This window comes from Duganella sp. HH101 (genome assembly GCF_001758795.1).
Classification (GTDB): Bacteria; Pseudomonadota; Gammaproteobacteria; order Burkholderiales; family Burkholderiaceae_D; genus Rugamonas; species Rugamonas rivuli.
In genome coordinates, this window is record NZ_LRON01000015.1 from 68,068 (window position 1) to 82,899 (window position 14,832).

Consider the following 14,832-nt stretch of genomic DNA (forward strand, 5'->3'; position numbering starts at 1 on the left):
AATGTCTGTCCGACGCCTTAGAAGCCGGTACCCATCTGGAACTGGAAGCGTTCCAGACGGTCGCCCGGCTTGGCGTTCAAAGGCTTAGCATAACTCAACTTGAGCGGACCGACCGGCGAAATCCAGCTGATGCCCAGGCCCGACGAGTAGCGCAGCTCGGAATAGCGCATCTTCTGGCCTTCCTGGTAGACCTGTCCGGTATCGAGGAAACCGAACCAGCGCAGGCTGCGGTCCTGGCCCGAACCCGGGAACGGCAGCTGCAGCTCGGCATTGCCGATCACGCGCGAAGCGCCGCCCAGGGCGTCGCCATACACATTGTCGACCGCGCCCAGCGAGGAGCTCAGGTAGCCGCGCACCGAACCGATTCCGCCGCCGTAGAAGTTCTTGAACACGGGGTAGCTGCTGTTGCCCAGGCCATGGCCGTAGTCGATCTCGCCCTTCAGTGCCAGCGTGATCTTCGGCGTCAGCGGTTTGAACCAGTTGTGTTCATACACGGCGCGGTAGTATTTCTGGCGGCCGACCACGTCCAGCTCGAAGTTGAAGCGCTGGTAGCGGCCCACGGTCGGCGTCAGCGCCGAGTCGCGGCTGTCGCGCGCCCATGCAGCGGTCAGCGGCACGGCGTTGGTCGAGGCGGTGCCGATGCCATCCTTGGAGCCGGTGATGCTGCTCACGTAATCCTTGAAGCGCACCGGCGAGGTGGCGTCGGTGGTGATCTTCGAGCGTTCCAGGCCGATACCGAAGAACACGGTGTCGACTTCCGAGAACGGCACGCCGTAGCTGATGCGGCCACCCTGCTGGCGGATGGTGTAGCTGCCGATGTTGAGCGCCGGCGGCTGCTGCGTGCGCAGGTAGACTTCGTACGAACGCGAGATGCCGTCGTCGGTGTAGTAAGGGTCGGTCTGCGAGAACGAAATCGTGCGGCTGTACTTCGAGGTGTTGAGCTCGATGCCGACGGTGGTGCCCGAACCGGCGAAGTTGGCCTGCTGGATCGCCGCCTGGAAGGTGAACTTCTCCGACTGCGAGAACGCGCCGCCGATCTGGAAGTTACCGGTCGGGCGTTCGACCACGGTCAGGTTGACGTCGACCTGGTCGGACGTGCCCTGCGCTTCAGGCGTGTCGATGGTCACGTCCTTGAAGTAGCCCAGGCGGTCGACGCGGTCACGCGAATACTTGATCTTGTTGGCGTCGTACCACGACGATTCGAACTGGCGGAACTCGCGGCGGATTACTTCGTCGCGGGTGGTGGTGTTGCCGGCGATGTTCATGTGGCGCACGTAGGCGCGCTTGCCCGGATCGATGAAGAAGGTGAACGCGACTTCGCGCTTCTTCTGGTCGATTTCAGGGCTGGCGTTGACGTTGGCGAAGGCGTAGCCGAAGGTGCCCAGGCGATCCGAGATCAGCTTGTTGGTGGCGGTCAGGCGCTCGCCCGAATAGGTCTCGCCCTGGCGCAACAGCACCAGCGAGCGCAGCTCCTCTTCGCGGCCGAAGGTCTCGCCTTCGAACTTGATGCCGGAGACCTTGTACTTCTCGCCCTCGGTGATGTTGATCGTGATGTAGATGTCCTTCTTGTCCGGCGTGATCGACACCTGGGTCGAATCGATCTGCATCTCGATGTAGCCGCGGTTCAGGTAGTAGGACTTGAGCGCCTCGATATCGCCGGTCAGCTTGGTCTTGGAGTACTGGTCGGCCTTGGTGTACCAGCTGAACCAGCCGCCGGTGTTCAGCGCCAGCTGGTCCCTCAGCTCCTTGTCCGAGAACACCTTGTTGCCGACGATGCTGATCTGCTTGATCTTGGCGACGTCGCCCTCGTCCACCGCGAAGGTGATGTTGACGCGGTTGCGCTCGATCGGGGTGACGGTGGTGACGATCTTCACACCGTACAGGCCGTGCGACAGGTACTGGCGCTTGAGTTCTTGCTCGGCGCGGTCGACCGACGCCTTGTCGAAAATCTTGGTCTCGCCGACGCCGATGTCCTTCAGCGCCTTGACCAGCGTGTCTTTTTCAAATTCCTTGGTGCCGGTGAACTCCACCTTGGAGATGGCCGGACGTTCCTCGACCAGCACCACCAGCACGCCGCCGTCGGCTTCCAGCTTGACGTCCTTGAAGAAACCGGTGGCATACAGCGCCTTGATGGCGGTGATGGACTTGTCGTCGTTGAAGGTCTCGCCGACGCGCACCGGCAGGTAGCTGAAGACCGTACCGGCTTCCGTACGCTGGATCCCTTCGACGCGGATATCTTTGATGACGAAGGGCTCGATGGCCATGGCGCTGCCGGCGCACAGCGCCAGGACAGCGGCGCCGATCAGGCTGCGGCGAAAGGAAGATGAAGTAATACGGTCAGAATATAATTTCATTGGGGTTATTCAATGGCTAAATCAACGAACTACTCATAAACATGGTCAATGCAAAAGCGGGCCTGCTACAGCAGCCGCGCGACGTCGTTAAACACCGCCAGCAGCATTAATGTCAGTAGCAAACCCATGCCCAGGCGCTGCGCAATCTCACCAAAACGCTCCGGCACAGAACGCCCAGTTAAAACTTCCAGCGAATAATACAGCAAATGCCCCCCATCTAGAACGGGAATTGGTAGCAAATTCATTACCCCCAAACTGATGCTGATGAAGGCAATGAAGCTCAAATAGCTGGCCGCGCCCATTCGTGCGGTCTGCCCGGCGTAATCGGCGATGGTGATCGGGCCGGTGACGTTCTTCAGCGAGACTTCGCCGGTGATCATCTTGCCGATCATTTTCACCGTCATGGTGCAGGTATCCCATACCCGTGCCACCGCCTTGCCGACGGCCGCAAGCGGGGACGATGGCACGCTGATCATATCCGGCAGCTGCGCGACGTAAGCGCTGATCTTACCGACTGTTACAGTTCCCTTACCGGTCTTTGCCTGTTCGGCCAGCGGCACCATGGGCAGCACCAGCTCCTGGCCGGCGCGGCGCACGGCCACCTGCACGGTCTTGCCGGCGGCGGCGCGGATGATGTCGATGAAGGCGATGCCGTCGGCCACCGGCGTGCCGTCCACCGACAGCAGCAGGTCGCCCTTGAGCAGGCCGGCGCGCGCGGCCGGGCCGCCCGCGACCACTTCCTGCACCACCGGCGCCGGACGGGCCACGCCCACGCCCAGCTTGCCGGGCACGTCGCCCTCCAGGTCCAGCGTCGCCAGCACGGCGGCCGGCAGCACGAAGGTGAAGCGGCCCTGCCCCGTGCGCTCGACGGCGATGCGGGCCTCGGTTTTATCGATGGCCGATTGAATCAGGTTCCAGCGCAGCTCGGACCACACGGCCACCGGCTGCTCGTTGACGGCGGTGACGACGTCGCCGCTGCGCAGGCCCGCGCTCCAGGCGGCTGTCGGCACGGCGCCCGCAGTGGCCACCTCGGTGGCGCGCACGCTGATCTTGCTGGTCGGTTCTTCGACGCCGTGCATGTACAGGCCGGCGAACAGCACGATCGCGATCAGGAAGTTGGCCGCCGGGCCGGCGGCCACGATGGCGATGCGCTTCCACACGTTCTGGCGCGTGAATTCGCGCTTGAGGTCTTCAGGCGGCAGGTCGCCGAGATCGGCCTCGCGGGCATCGAGCATCTTGACGTAGCCGCCCAGCGGCAGCGCCGACACGGCCCATTCGGTCTGGTCCGGCCCGAAACGGCGCGACCACACCACCTTGCCCATGCCGACCGAGAAGCGCAGCACCTTCACGCCGCACCAGCGCGCCACCAGGTAATGGCCCAGCTCATGGAAGATGATCAGGGAGCCCAGGCAGACGATGAAGGCCAGTGCGGTTTGCAGGAAGTTCATTTTGCCAGTCCGGCGATAGTGGTTTCAGCGGCGACGCGCGCGGCGGCGTCCTGCGCCATCACCGCCTCGATGCTGTGGGCCGCGCCGTGCGGCAGCGCCTCCATCACATGGGCGATCACGCGGTCGATCTGGCGGAAGCCGATCTTCAGGTCGAGGAAGGCTTGCACCGCGATCTCGTTGGCCGCGTTCAGCAGCGCCGGCGCGGTGCCGCCGGCCTTGAGCGCGTCGAAGGCCAGCGCCAGGCAAGGGAAGCGGTTGAAGTCGGGACGTTCGAATTGCAGCGTGGCGATCTGCGTCAGGTCCAGCTGGGCCACGCCCGATTCGATGCGCTCCGGGTAGGCCAGCGCGTGCGCGATCGGCGTACGCATGTCGGGATTGCCCAACTGCGCCAGCACCGAACCGTCGACATACGACACCATCGAATGGATCACCGACTGCGGATGGATCACCACCTCGATCTGCTCGGCCGGTGCGCCGAACAGCCAGTGGGCCTCGATCACCTCCAGGCCCTTGTTCATCATGGTCGCGGAATCGACCGAGATCTTGCGGCCCATCGACCAGTTGGGATGCTTGCAGGCCTGCTCCGGCGTGACCGCGCCCAGCGTGGCGACGTCGCGCGTCAGGAACGGACCGCCGGAAGCGGTCAGCAGGATCTTGGCGATGCCGGCCTTGGCGTCGCGCACCGCCGGCACGCGGCCGCCGAACTGCGGCATGCCCTGGAAGATCGCATTGTGTTCGCTGTCGATAGGCAGCAGCACCGCGCCCGCTTCGTGCGCGGCGTCGATGAACAGCTGGCCGGACATGACCAGCGCTTCCTTGTTGGCCAGCAGGATCTTCTTGCCGGCGCGGGCCGCAGCCAAGGTGGGCGCCAGGCCGGCGGCGCCGACGATGGCCGCCATCACGCTGTCGACTTCGGGCGCGCTGGCGATGCTGCACAGCGCGGCGTCGCCATATTCCACTTCGGTGTGGACGCCGGCGGCGCGCAGCAGCGCCGCCAGGCGGCCGGCGCCTTCGGCCGTGCCGACCACCGCGCGCGCCGGACGGCAGGCGATGCACTGGGCGGCCAGTTCGTCGATGCGGTTGTGGGCGGACAGCGCGTAGACCGAGTAGCGCTCCGGATGACGGGCGAGCACGTCCAGCGTGGACACGCCGATCGAGCCGGTGGCGCCAAGGATGGTGATGCGTTGCATAGTGATTTCTTTCAGAACCAGGAGCCGATCAGCGCTGCCAGCGGCAGGACCGGGATCAAGGCGTCAATACGGTCAAGCACGCCGCCGTGGCCGGGCAGCAGGTTGCTGCTGTCCTTGATGCCGGCGCGGCGCTTGAGTTGGGATTCGAACAGGTCGCCGATGACCGAGGCGGCCACGATCAGCAGCAGCACCAGCAGCGCCAGCGTCCAGCCGAAGCGCGCCTGCAGCTGGTAGGCGAAGGTGTCCTGCAGCCACGGCGAGCCGGCGGCCAGCGCGATGGAGAGCGACGAGATGGCCAGCACGGCGACGCCGCCGCCGATGGCGCCCTCCCACGATTTGCCCGGCGAGATGGACGGCGCCAGCTTGCGCTTGCCGAAGGCCTTGCCGGAGAAGTAGGCGCCGATGTCGGCGATCCACACCAGCACCATCACCGACAGCAGGTACAGCGGCGAATGCTGGTACAGGCCGACGATGGCGAAGAAGCAGGCGAACACGGCGAAGCTGAAGGTGATGGCCAGCGACCAGTTGGCCGCGCCGCCCAGCGGCGGCAGGCCCAGGCCCAGCGACGGCGCATAGCGGATCAGCCACAGCAGGCAGGCCGCGCCGTACAACGCGTTGACCGCGCCCGGCTTGGCCGCGTGCGTCAGCAGCACGGCGAACAGCACGGCGCCGGCGATGCCGACCATGCGGGCGCGCATCTCGGCCAGGCCGAACAGGCGCGCGCCCTCCCACATCGCGGCGCCGACAAACAGCGTGACGACGACGGCAAACGCAGGGAAGTAGTTGAAGAACAGGACCGGCAGCAACACCGCCAGCAAGATCACAGCGGTAATAATCCTAGTTTTCAGCATCAGCTTGTCTTCTCGGCGAGTTGCGCGCCGGTGCGGCCGAAACGGCGTTCGCGGTGCTGGTAGGAGGCGATGGCCTCGTCGAGGCTCTCGATGGAAAAATCGGGCCAGTAGGTATCGGTGAAGAACAGCTCGGTATAGGCGAGCTGCCACAGCAGGAAATTGGAAATGCGCTGCTCGCCGCCGGTGCGGATGAACAGGTCGGGCTCGGGCGCGTAGGCCATCGCCAGGTGCGGCGCCAGCTGCTCCTCGGTGAAATCGCCGGCGCCCGGGTGGGCGGCGACCATCTTGCCGACGGCCTGCATGATGTCCCAGCGGCCGCCATAGTTGGCGCACACGGTCACGGTCATGCGGGTATTGTTGGCGGTCTTGCGCTCGGCGCTGGCGATCATGCTTTGCAGCTTGTCGTCGAAGCGGCTGAGGTCGCCGACCACCTTGAGGCGGATGTTATTGGCGTGCAGTTTGGAGACTTCGCGGTCCAGCGCCGTGACGAACAGGCGCATCAGCAGCGACACTTCCTCTTCCGGGCGGCGCCAGTTTTCGGAGCTGAAGGCGAACAGGGTCAGGTACTCGACGCCGCGGCGGGCGCAGGCCTCGACCACGGTGCGCACCGCTTCCACGCCCTTGACGTGGCCCGCCACGCGCGGCAGGAAGCGCTTGGTGGCCCAGCGGCCGTTGCCGTCCATGATGATGGCGACATGGCGCGGCACGGCCGGCGCGTCTGGAACCTCAGTAGTCGAACTCGTATATTTCATGAAGACTTTGGTGCCAAAGTATAAAGTATTGCAGGTGTGACGCAAAAAGACAAGACGCCAGCAACCCACCCCGGCAAACCGGGGTCGGACCCCGCGCGGAGTCCGACCCCATATTCACGCATACGGATCGGTTGCTGGCGCCTGCGGGTTTTAAACCGTCAGAACTTCTTTTTCCTTTTCAGCGACCATCTTGTCGATGTCGACGATGAACTTGTCGGTCAGCTTCTGCACTTCATCGGTGCCGCGACGCTCGTCGTCTTCCGAGATCGCCTTGTCCTTGACCAGCTTCTTCATGCCTTCGTTGGCATCGCGGCGGATGTTGCGGACGGCGATCTTCGCGTCTTCCGCTTCGCTCTTGACCAGCTTGACCATTTCCTTGCGGCGTTCTTCGGTCAGCGGCGGGGTCGGCACGCGGATCATATCGCCCTGCGACGACGGGTTCAGGCCCAGGTCCGCGTCGCGGATGGCTTTCTCGATGGTAGCGGCCATCTTCTTCTCGAACGGCTGCACACCGATGGTGCGGGCGTCGATCAGGGTGACGTTGGCGACCTGGGTCAGCGCGGTCGGCGAACCGTAGTACTCGACCTGCACGTGGTCCAGGATGCCGGTGTGGGCGCGGCCGGTGCGGACCTTGGCCAGATCGGCGCGCAAGGTTTCCAGCGATTTGATCATGCGCTCTTGCGCACTCTTTTTAACGTCAGCTACGGACATTGCTGCTCTCCTGTGATCGGAATGTAATATAAACGTGAAGCGTTAAACGTGAACCAGTGTACCTTCATCCTCGCCCATGATGACACGCATCAGCGCGCCCGGCTTGGTGATGGAGAACACTTTGATCGGCAGTTTCTGGTCGCGGCACAGCGCGAAGGCGGTGGCGTCCATCACTTGCAGGTGCTTGGCGATGGCTTCGTCGAAGGTGATCGAGCTGTACAGCGTGGCGTTGGCATCCTTCTTCGGATCGGCGGTGTAGACGCCGTCGACCTTGGTGGCCTTGAGCACGATCTCCGCGCTCATCTCCGAACCGCGCAGCGCCGCTGCCGTGTCGGTGGTGAAGAACGGGTTGCCGGTGCCGGCCGCGAACACCACGACCTTGCCTTCCTCCAGGTACTGCAGGGCTTTCGGGCGCACATATGGCTCGACTACCTGTTCGATGCCGATCGCCGACATCACGCGAGCGGTGATGCCGACGTGGCGCATCGCATCGGCCAGCGCCAGTGCGTTCATGACGGTGGCCAGCATGCCCATGTAGTCGGCGGTGGCGCGGTCCATGCCCTGGGCGCCCGGGGCGACGCCACGGAAGATGTTGCCGCCGCCGATGACGATCGCCAGTTCCACGCCCAGTTTCGCGACCTCGGCCACATCGGCGACCATCCGTTCGATCGTGCCGCGGTTGATGCCGTAAGGATCATCGCCCATCAGGGCTTCGCCGGACAATTTGAGGAGGACGCGCTTGTAGGCTGGTTTTGACATGAGACGAGGCTCCTAAGTTGGTTTATTCGGGTAAGGCTGCCGGCGCCTATGATACCTTGGACGACGCCGGGAACGACTAGTTGACTTACAGTGCTGCAGGTGAAACTTTGGTCAGGCTAAAAAAACGGGCCTCTCGGCCCGTTTTCTTTGGTATTACGCTCCTTTGGAAGCAGCCATCTGAGCGGCTACTTCGGCGGCGAAGTCGTCAACCTTCTTCTCGATGCCCTCGCCTACCACGTACATGGTGAAGGCTTTAACGGTGGTCGATTTTTCTTTCAGCATCTGCTCGATCGATTGCTTGTCGTTTTTCACGAAAGCCTGGTTCAGCAGCGACACTTCTTTCAGGAACTTCTGTACCGAGCCTTCCAGACGCTTGGCCAGGATTTCCGGCGATTGCGCTGGCTTGCCTTCGGCGGCGGCTTTGGCTGCGTCTTCTTCAGCTTTCAGTTTTGCAACCGAACGCTCTTTTTCGATCAGTTCCGCTGGAACCTGCTCGGACGACAGCGACACTGGCTTCATTGCAGCGATGTGCATGGCCACGTCTTTACCGACTTGCTCGTCGGCGCCGTCGAAGTCGACGATCACGCCGATGCGCGCACCGTGCAGGTAGGAAGCCAGCTTGCCGGTGGTTTCGAAACGCTGGAAGCGGCGGATCGACATGTTTTCGCCGATTTTGCCGATCAGTGCTGCGCGCACTTCGTCCAGGGTCTTGCCGTCCAGCGGCAGTGCCAGCAGAGCGGCGACGTCAGCAGGGTTGTGCTCGACAACCAGGCGGGCGGCGTTGTTGGCCAGGGCCAGGAAGTCGTCGTTTTTCGCGACGAAGTCGGTTTCGGAGTTAACTTCAACCAGCGCGCCGACGTTGCCGGCGATGAAGGTTGCCACGACGCCTTCAGCGGTGATGCGTGCCGATGCTTTCGATGCCTTGCCGCCCAGTTTGACGCGCAGGATCTCTTCAGCACGACCCATGTCGCCTTCGGCTTCGGTCAGTGCTTTTTTGCATTCCATCATAGGCGCGTCAGTCTTCGCGCGCAGTTCGCCTACCATTGCTGCAGTAATAGCTGCCATGTGATTCTCCTGTATTCGGTGTTCGGGTGGGGGTGGTGAGCGCTGCTCTAACCACTTACGTTAAAAAAAAGGGGGAGCTGTTGGCCACCCCTTTTTCCTTACAGCTTGTTACGAACGATTAAGCCTGTTCGTTAACTTCGACGAATTCGTCGCCAGCTGCAGCTTTAACCATTTCAACTACTTCGTTACCGGCAGCAGCACGGCCTTCCAGGATCGCATCTGCAACGCCGCGGGCGTACAGAGTGATGGCTTTCGACGAGTCGTCGTTGCCTGGAATGACGAACTGAACGCCTTCTGGCGAGTGGTTGGTATCGACCACGCCGATAACTGGGATGCCCAGTTTTGCGGCTTCGGTGATGGCGCCTTTATGGTAGCCAACGTCAACGACGAAGATTGCGTCAGGAACGCCGCCCATGTCCTTGATGCCGCCGATCGATTTTTGCAGCTTGATCATTTCGCGTTGGAACATCAGCGCTTCTTTTTTCGACAGCTTCTCTACCGAACCGTCTTCGATCGTAGCTTCCATGTCTTTCAGGCGCTTGATCGAGGTCTTGATCGTTTTGAAGTTGGTCAGCATGCCGCCCAGCCAACGCTGGTCGACGAAAGGAACGCCTGCGCGTGCTGCTTCAGCAGCAATGATTTCGCGAGCTTGACGCTTGGTGCCGACCATCAGGATGGTGCCACGGTTCGAAGCGACCTGTTTCACGTGCTTCATCGCTTCTTGATACATGCCCATCGTCTTTTCCAAGTTGATGATATGGATCTTGTTGCGATGGCCGAAGATGAACGGTGCCATCTTTGGGTTCCAGAAACGGGTTTGGTGGCCGAAGTGGACACCGGCTTCCAGCATTTCGCGCATAGTTACGGACATATTAAACTCCAGGGTTGGGTCTGGAATCCGATCAGTCACCATAGAGGCACCCTTGTCGACCGGATTCGCGTTTATTAATAGAAATTAACAACTAATTTTTGAAACTAAGTTTGCAACATTGCTCAAACCGAATTCAAGCAACCCGAGATTCTACCCTGAAAACAGCCACTTAGGCAAGCACCGCACGCCTCCCGCCGGCCACCGCCCCAAACCGGTGCATCGTTCCCAATTTCACCATGCTTGTTACAAATCAAGTAAAAGTGTAAATCTTTAAGCATTGCTGCCGAAGATGTAATATCATTGCTAAAATTAAAATTGCATACCGTTAATAAATATTGATTTGCAAGACACGATTTGCAAGACACACCCCCTGATAAAGGCGCTACACCATGTCCATCCTCTTCGCCGTGACGCTAGCCGCAGCCTCCGCTGTTCAGCCAAGCTGCTCCTGGGACCACCCAGGCGTGAATCCGTACACCGGCAAGACGGCTGCGGCCATCGATCGCTACACCGACATTCCAGCCGCCGTGCGCAGCACGCTCAAGCGCCGCATGGAAGAAGGCCAGTCGGACGATAAGGTCATCATCACCCGCAGCGGCATCAGCGGCAAGAACCAGTACGATCCGGCCATCCGCGACATGCACTTCGGCGCCGCCTCGGTGTGCGCCACCGTGACCCGCAGCAAGTGGGCCGAGCAGCGCCAGGAACCGGGCGCCGTCTATTGCGTCGACCAGCACTGCATCCTGGTGCCCAGGATTTGCGGCAACGTCAGCCGTATCAACCGCCTGCAAACCATCGCCAAGGCGCCGGTGACGCCGCCCGCCCCGGCCGCCCGCCTGGGCGACAAGCTCGGCGACAAAGACCTGGGCCTGGCCGACGCCGAGACGTACGAGCCCGAGGAGCTGACCGACGAAGAACTGCGCGAACGCGATCGCCTGCAACGCAAGGCCGCGCTGGACGCCGCCAAGCACAAGCCGAGCGTGCAAGAGTTCGAGCTGCCCGAAGAATTCGAATTCGAGGCCGACGTCGACGCCCGCATCGCCAACGGCGGCGGCGGCCACCCGCTGCTGCCACCGTTTATCGGCGGCGAAGAAGACGACATCTCGAGCAACCCGACCGCCGTGCCGGAGGCCGACACCTGGGCCATGCTGCTGGCCGGCCTGGGCATCCTGGGCGCAGTCGCGCGCCGCCGCAAGCAGCGCAAGCAGGGCTGAATCCCCCGGCACGGGCGGCGCCCGTGCGCTGTGCCGTGGCACCATCCTTGCATTCCCGAGCGGGGCCGTCCCGCGTCGTTTATAATTTCGACATATTTGCACGCCGCGAGCCGATTCCATCCGCTCGCCGCCTGCGTTTTTACCGTTTACTTTGCTGATTGCGATCCATTATGTCTATCTCCATTAAATCCGCCGAAGATATCGCCGGCATGCGCGTGGCCGGCCGCCTGGGCTCCGAAGTGCTGGACTACATCACGCCCTTCGTCAAACCCGGCGTGACCACGGGCGAACTGGATCGCCTCTGCCACGAATACATGGTCAACGTGCAGGGCACCATCCCGGCGCCGCTGAACTACTGCCCGCCGGGCTACACGCCCTACCCTAAAGCCATCTGCACCTCGGTCAACGACGTCATCTGCCACGGCATCCCGGGCGACAAGGTGCTCAAGAACGGCGACGTGGTCAACCTCGACATCACCGTCATCAAGGACGGCTACCACGGCGACAACAGCCGCATGTTCTTCATCGGCGAACCGTCGATCCTGGCCAAGCGCCTGTCCGACATCACCTACGAGTGCATGTGGCTGGGCATCGCCAAGGTCAAGCCGGGCGCGCACCTGGGCGACATCGGCCACGTGATCCAGCAGCACGCGGAAAAAGCCGGCTACAGCGTGGTGCGCGAGTTCTGCGGCCACGGCATCGGCAAGATCTTCCACGAAGAGCCGCAAGTGCTGCACTACGGCCGCCCGGGCACGCTGGACGAGCTGCAGCCCGGCATGATCTTCACCATCGAGCCGATGATCAACGCCGGCAAGCGCGAAATCCGCGAAATGGGCGACGGCTGGACCATCAAAACCAAGGACCGCAGCCTGTCGGCGCAATGGGAACACACCATCCTCGTCACCGAGACCGGCTACGAAGTGCTGACCCTGTCGGCCGGCAGCCCGCCGCCGCCGGCGTTCATCACCAACGCCAACGCCGTAGCAGCGTAAGCACAGGATGTCGACGGCGGCGATGAAGAAGGAACTGCGCGAGCAACTCAAGCGCCAGCTGAAGGCCGACCGCCAGGTCGTCATCGCCGGCTTCCAGGCCGACGGCATGCCCGAGAAGCTGCTGCGCAGCCTGCGCCAGAGCGTCGACGCGGTGCTGACCACGGCCTGGCACGAAGCCCGGCTGCCGGCCAACACCGCGCTGGTCGGCGTCGGCGGCTACGGCCGCGGCGAGCTGTTCCCCTACTCCGACGTCGACCTCTTGATCCTGCTGGAAAAAGCGCCGGACGCCGACACCACCGGCAAGCTGGAGGAGCTGGTGCAGCTGCTGTGGGACCTGGGCCTGGAAATCGGCCACAGCATCCGCACCGTGGACGAATGCCTGAGCGAATCGGCGGCCGACATCACGGTGCAAACCAGCCTGCTGGAAGCGCGCATCATCTGCGGCGACGAAGCCTTGTTCGAGCAGCTGCAGCAACGCTACCAGGCGGCGATGGACCCGCGCGCCTTCTACCACGCCAAGGTGCTGGAAATGCGCCAGCGCCACGCCAAGTACGAAGACACCGCCTTCAGCCTGGAGCCGAACTGCAAGGAGAGCCCGGGCGGCCTGCGCGACCTGCAGGTGATCCTGTGGATGGTCAAGGCCGCCGGCCTGGCCAACTCCTGGCGCACGCTGGCCACCAGCGGCCTGATCACGCAGACCGAGGCCAAGCAGCTGATGGAAAAGGAACGCGCCTTCAAGGACATCCGCGTGCGCCTGCACCTGCACGCCAAGCGGCGCGAAGACCGGCTGGTGTTCGACGTGCAAACAGCGATCGCCGAATCGCTGGGCCTGACCGCCACCGGCAGCGGCGTCCACATGCGCCGCGCCAGCGAGTACCTGATGCAGCGCTACTACTGGGCCGCCAAGACCGTCACGCAGCTGAACACCATCCTGCTGCAAAACATCGAAGAGCGGCTGTTCCCGAAATCGGGCGAGGCGGTGCGCATCAACGAGCGCTTCAACGATGTCAACGGCCTGATCGACATCAGCGAGGACGACACCTTCGCCACCACGCCGTCGGCGATGCTGGAGATCTTCGTGCTGATGACGGAGCGGCCGTCGCTGCAGGGCATGACCTCGCGCACCATGCGCGCGCTGTGGCACGAACGCTTCCAGATCGACGCCGCCTTCCGCGCCGACCCGGTCAACCGCGCGCTGTTCCTGCGCATCATGCAGGCGCCGGTGGGCATCATCCACGCGCTGCGCCGCATGAACGACATGTCCATCCTGGGCCGCTACCTGCCCAACTTCCGCAAGATCGTCGGCCAGATGCAGCACGACCTGTTCCACGTCTACACGGTGGACCAGCACATCCTGATGGTGGTGCGCAATATGCGCCGCTTCACGATGGCCGAGCACGCGCACGAATACCCGTTCTGCAGCCAGCTGATGGCCAACTTCCCGCAGCCGTGGCTGCTGTACCTGGGCGCGCTGTTCCACGACATCGCCAAGGGCCGTGGCGGCGACCACTCCAAGCTGGGCACCGTCGACGCCGAGCAGTTCTGCGTCGAGCACGGCGTCAGCGCCGAGGATACCGAACTGGTGGTGTTCCTGGTCGAGAACCACCTGACCATGTCGCAGGTCGCGCAGAAGCAGGACCTGTCGGACCCGGACGTCATCGCCGCCTTCGCCAAGGTGGTCAAGGACGAGCGCCACCTGACCGCGCTCTACCTGCTGACCGTGGCCGACATCCGCGGCACCAGCCCGAAGGTATGGAACGCCTGGAAGGCCAAGCTGCTCGAAGACCTGTACCGCATCACCTTGCGCGTGCTGGGCGGCGAGCCGCACAGCGCCGACCACGAACTGAAGAACCGCCAGCAGGAAGCGCTGGCCACGCTGCGCCTGTACGGCCTGCCGCCGGACGCGCACGTCGCGTTCTGGAAGCAGCTCGACGTCGCCTACTTCCTGCGCCACGACGCTTCCGACATCGCCTGGCAGACGCGCGCGCTGTACGACCGCTTCACCAGCGACAAGCCGGTGGTCAAGTGCCGGCTGGCGCCGATCGGCGAAGGCTTGCAGATCGCCGTCTACATCCAGGACCAGCCTGACCTGTTCGCGCGCATCTGCAGCTATTTCGACCGCAAGAACTTCAGCATCCTCGACGCCAAGATCCACACCACCCGCCACGGCTACGCGCTCGACACCTTCCTCGTCACCGAGCAGAGTTTCGCCAAGAGCTACCGCGACATCATCAGCCTGATCGAGCACGAGCTGTGCGCGCTGCTGACCAACCCCGAGCCGCTGCCGGCGCCGGGCAAGGGCCGGTTGTCGCGGCTGTCGCGCACCTTCCCGATCCAGCCGACGGTGGACTTGCGGCCGGACGAGCGCGGCCAGTACTACCTGCTGTCGGTGGCCGCCAACGACCGCACCGGCCTGCTGTACTCGATCGCCAACGTGCTCACCAAGTACAAGATCAACCTGCACACCGCCAAGGTGATGACCCTGGGCGAGCGCGTCGAGGACGTGTTCCTGATCGACGGCGCCACACTCAGCAACGCCCGCAGCCAGATCCAGCTTGAAACCGACCTGCTGGACGCGATCAAGGTATAAACTCAGATTTAAGCTGCACCTCACTTTTATAGAAA

At 63.0% G+C, this 14,832-nt stretch carries 12 protein-coding genes; 3 read left to right on the forward strand and 9 right to left on the reverse strand.

Annotated elements, in window-relative coordinates; genetic code table 11:
- Window positions 1-17: 17 nt before the first annotated feature.
- The 9 genes from bamA to rpsB form a co-directional block, all read right to left on the reverse strand.
- Window positions 18-2,354, reverse strand: a complete 2,337-nt coding sequence (gene bamA, locus DUGA2_RS22020; protein ID WP_008449281.1) for an outer membrane protein assembly factor BamA — start codon at window positions 2,352-2,354, stop codon at window positions 18-20.
- 65 nt (window positions 2,355-2,419) lie between these two features.
- On the reverse strand, window positions 2,420-3,802 hold the full coding sequence (gene rseP / locus DUGA2_RS22025; RefSeq protein WP_070271611.1) for an RIP metalloprotease RseP: 1,383 nt from the start codon (window positions 3,800-3,802) through the stop codon (window positions 2,420-2,422).
- Window positions 3,799-4,992, reverse strand: a complete 1,194-nt coding sequence (gene ispC / locus DUGA2_RS22030) for a 1-deoxy-D-xylulose-5-phosphate reductoisomerase (protein ID WP_070271612.1) — start codon at window positions 4,990-4,992, stop codon at window positions 3,799-3,801. The genes rseP and ispC overlap by 4 nt, the downstream gene beginning before the upstream one ends.
- Before the next feature lie 11 nt (window positions 4,993-5,003).
- Window positions 5,004-5,843, reverse strand: coding sequence for a phosphatidate cytidylyltransferase (locus DUGA2_RS22035; protein ID WP_070271613.1), 840 nt, complete (start codon window positions 5,841-5,843; stop codon window positions 5,004-5,006).
- On the reverse strand, window positions 5,843-6,595 hold the full coding sequence (gene uppS / locus DUGA2_RS22040; RefSeq protein ID WP_008449290.1) for a polyprenyl diphosphate synthase: 753 nt from the start codon (window positions 6,593-6,595) through the stop codon (window positions 5,843-5,845). Before uppS ends, DUGA2_RS22035 begins: the two co-directional genes overlap by 1 nt.
- 150 nt (window positions 6,596-6,745) lie before the next feature.
- A complete protein-coding gene (frr, locus tag DUGA2_RS22045; RefSeq protein WP_008449292.1) occupies window positions 6,746-7,306 on the reverse strand; it encodes a ribosome recycling factor in 561 nt (186 codons plus the stop codon).
- A gap of 42 nt (window positions 7,307-7,348) precedes the next feature.
- The gene (pyrH, locus tag DUGA2_RS22050; RefSeq protein WP_008449294.1) at window positions 7,349-8,065 is read right to left on the reverse strand and encodes a UMP kinase; all 717 of its coding nucleotides are present in this window, start codon (window positions 8,063-8,065) and stop codon (window positions 7,349-7,351) included.
- Window positions 8,066-8,218: 153 nt separating this feature from the next.
- A complete protein-coding gene (tsf, locus tag DUGA2_RS22055; protein WP_008449296.1) occupies window positions 8,219-9,130 on the reverse strand; it encodes a translation elongation factor Ts in 912 nt (303 codons plus the stop codon).
- Between the two features lie 118 nt (window positions 9,131-9,248).
- Entirely contained in the window at window positions 9,249-10,001 is a 753-nt protein-coding gene (rpsB, locus tag DUGA2_RS22060; protein WP_070271614.1) for a 30S ribosomal protein S2, read from the reverse strand.
- 389 nt (window positions 10,002-10,390) lie between these two features.
- Here rpsB and DUGA2_RS22065 point away from each other — a divergent pair, with 389 nt between their 5' ends.
- From DUGA2_RS22065 to DUGA2_RS22075, 3 genes are all read left to right on the forward strand, one after another.
- Window positions 10,391-11,215, forward strand: a complete 825-nt coding sequence (locus tag DUGA2_RS22065) for an MHFG family PEP-CTERM protein (protein ID WP_070271615.1) — start codon at window positions 10,391-10,393, stop codon at window positions 11,213-11,215.
- Between the two features lie 167 nt (window positions 11,216-11,382).
- Window positions 11,383-12,207: a type I methionyl aminopeptidase gene (gene map / locus DUGA2_RS22070; protein WP_070271698.1), complete on the forward strand. Its 825-nt coding sequence runs from the start codon at window positions 11,383-11,385 to the stop codon at window positions 12,205-12,207.
- 22 nt (window positions 12,208-12,229) lie between these two features.
- Window positions 12,230-14,797, forward strand: a complete 2,568-nt coding sequence (locus DUGA2_RS22075; protein ID WP_070271699.1) for a [protein-PII] uridylyltransferase — start codon at window positions 12,230-12,232, stop codon at window positions 14,795-14,797.
- The last annotated feature ends 35 nt before the right edge of the window (window positions 14,798-14,832 follow it).

Excerpts from the sequence above, each read along its gene's own strand:
- pyrH (WP_008449294.1), bottom strand. The coding sequence starts at position 8,065 with ATGTCAAAACCAGCCTACAAGCGCGTCCTCCTCAAATTGTCCGGCGAA.
- tsf (WP_008449296.1), bottom strand. The coding sequence starts at position 9,130 with ATGGCAGCTATTACTGCAGCAATGGTAGGCGAACTGCGCGCGAAGACT.
- ispC (WP_070271612.1), bottom strand. The coding sequence starts at position 4,992 with ATGCAACGCATCACCATCCTTGGCGCCACCGGCTCGATCGGCGTGTCC.
- uppS (WP_008449290.1), bottom strand. The coding sequence starts at position 6,595 with ATGAAATATACGAGTTCGACTACTGAGGTTCCAGACGCGCCGGCCGTG.
- DUGA2_RS22065 (WP_070271615.1), top strand. The coding sequence starts at position 10,391 with ATGTCCATCCTCTTCGCCGTGACGCTAGCCGCAGCCTCCGCTGTTCAG.
- rseP (WP_070271611.1), bottom strand. The coding sequence starts at position 3,802 with ATGAACTTCCTGCAAACCGCACTGGCCTTCATCGTCTGCCTGGGCTCC.
- DUGA2_RS22035 (WP_070271613.1), bottom strand. The coding sequence starts at position 5,843 with ATGCTGAAAACTAGGATTATTACCGCTGTGATCTTGCTGGCGGTGTTG.
- rpsB (WP_070271614.1), bottom strand. The coding sequence starts at position 10,001 with ATGTCCGTAACTATGCGCGAAATGCTGGAAGCCGGTGTCCACTTCGGC.
- DUGA2_RS22075 (WP_070271699.1), top strand. The coding sequence starts at position 12,230 with ATGAAGAAGGAACTGCGCGAGCAACTCAAGCGCCAGCTGAAGGCCGAC.
- frr (WP_008449292.1), bottom strand. The coding sequence starts at position 7,306 with ATGTCCGTAGCTGACGTTAAAAAGAGTGCGCAAGAGCGCATGATCAAA.
- bamA (WP_008449281.1), bottom strand. The coding sequence starts at position 2,354 with ATGAAATTATATTCTGACCGTATTACTTCATCTTCCTTTCGCCGCAGC.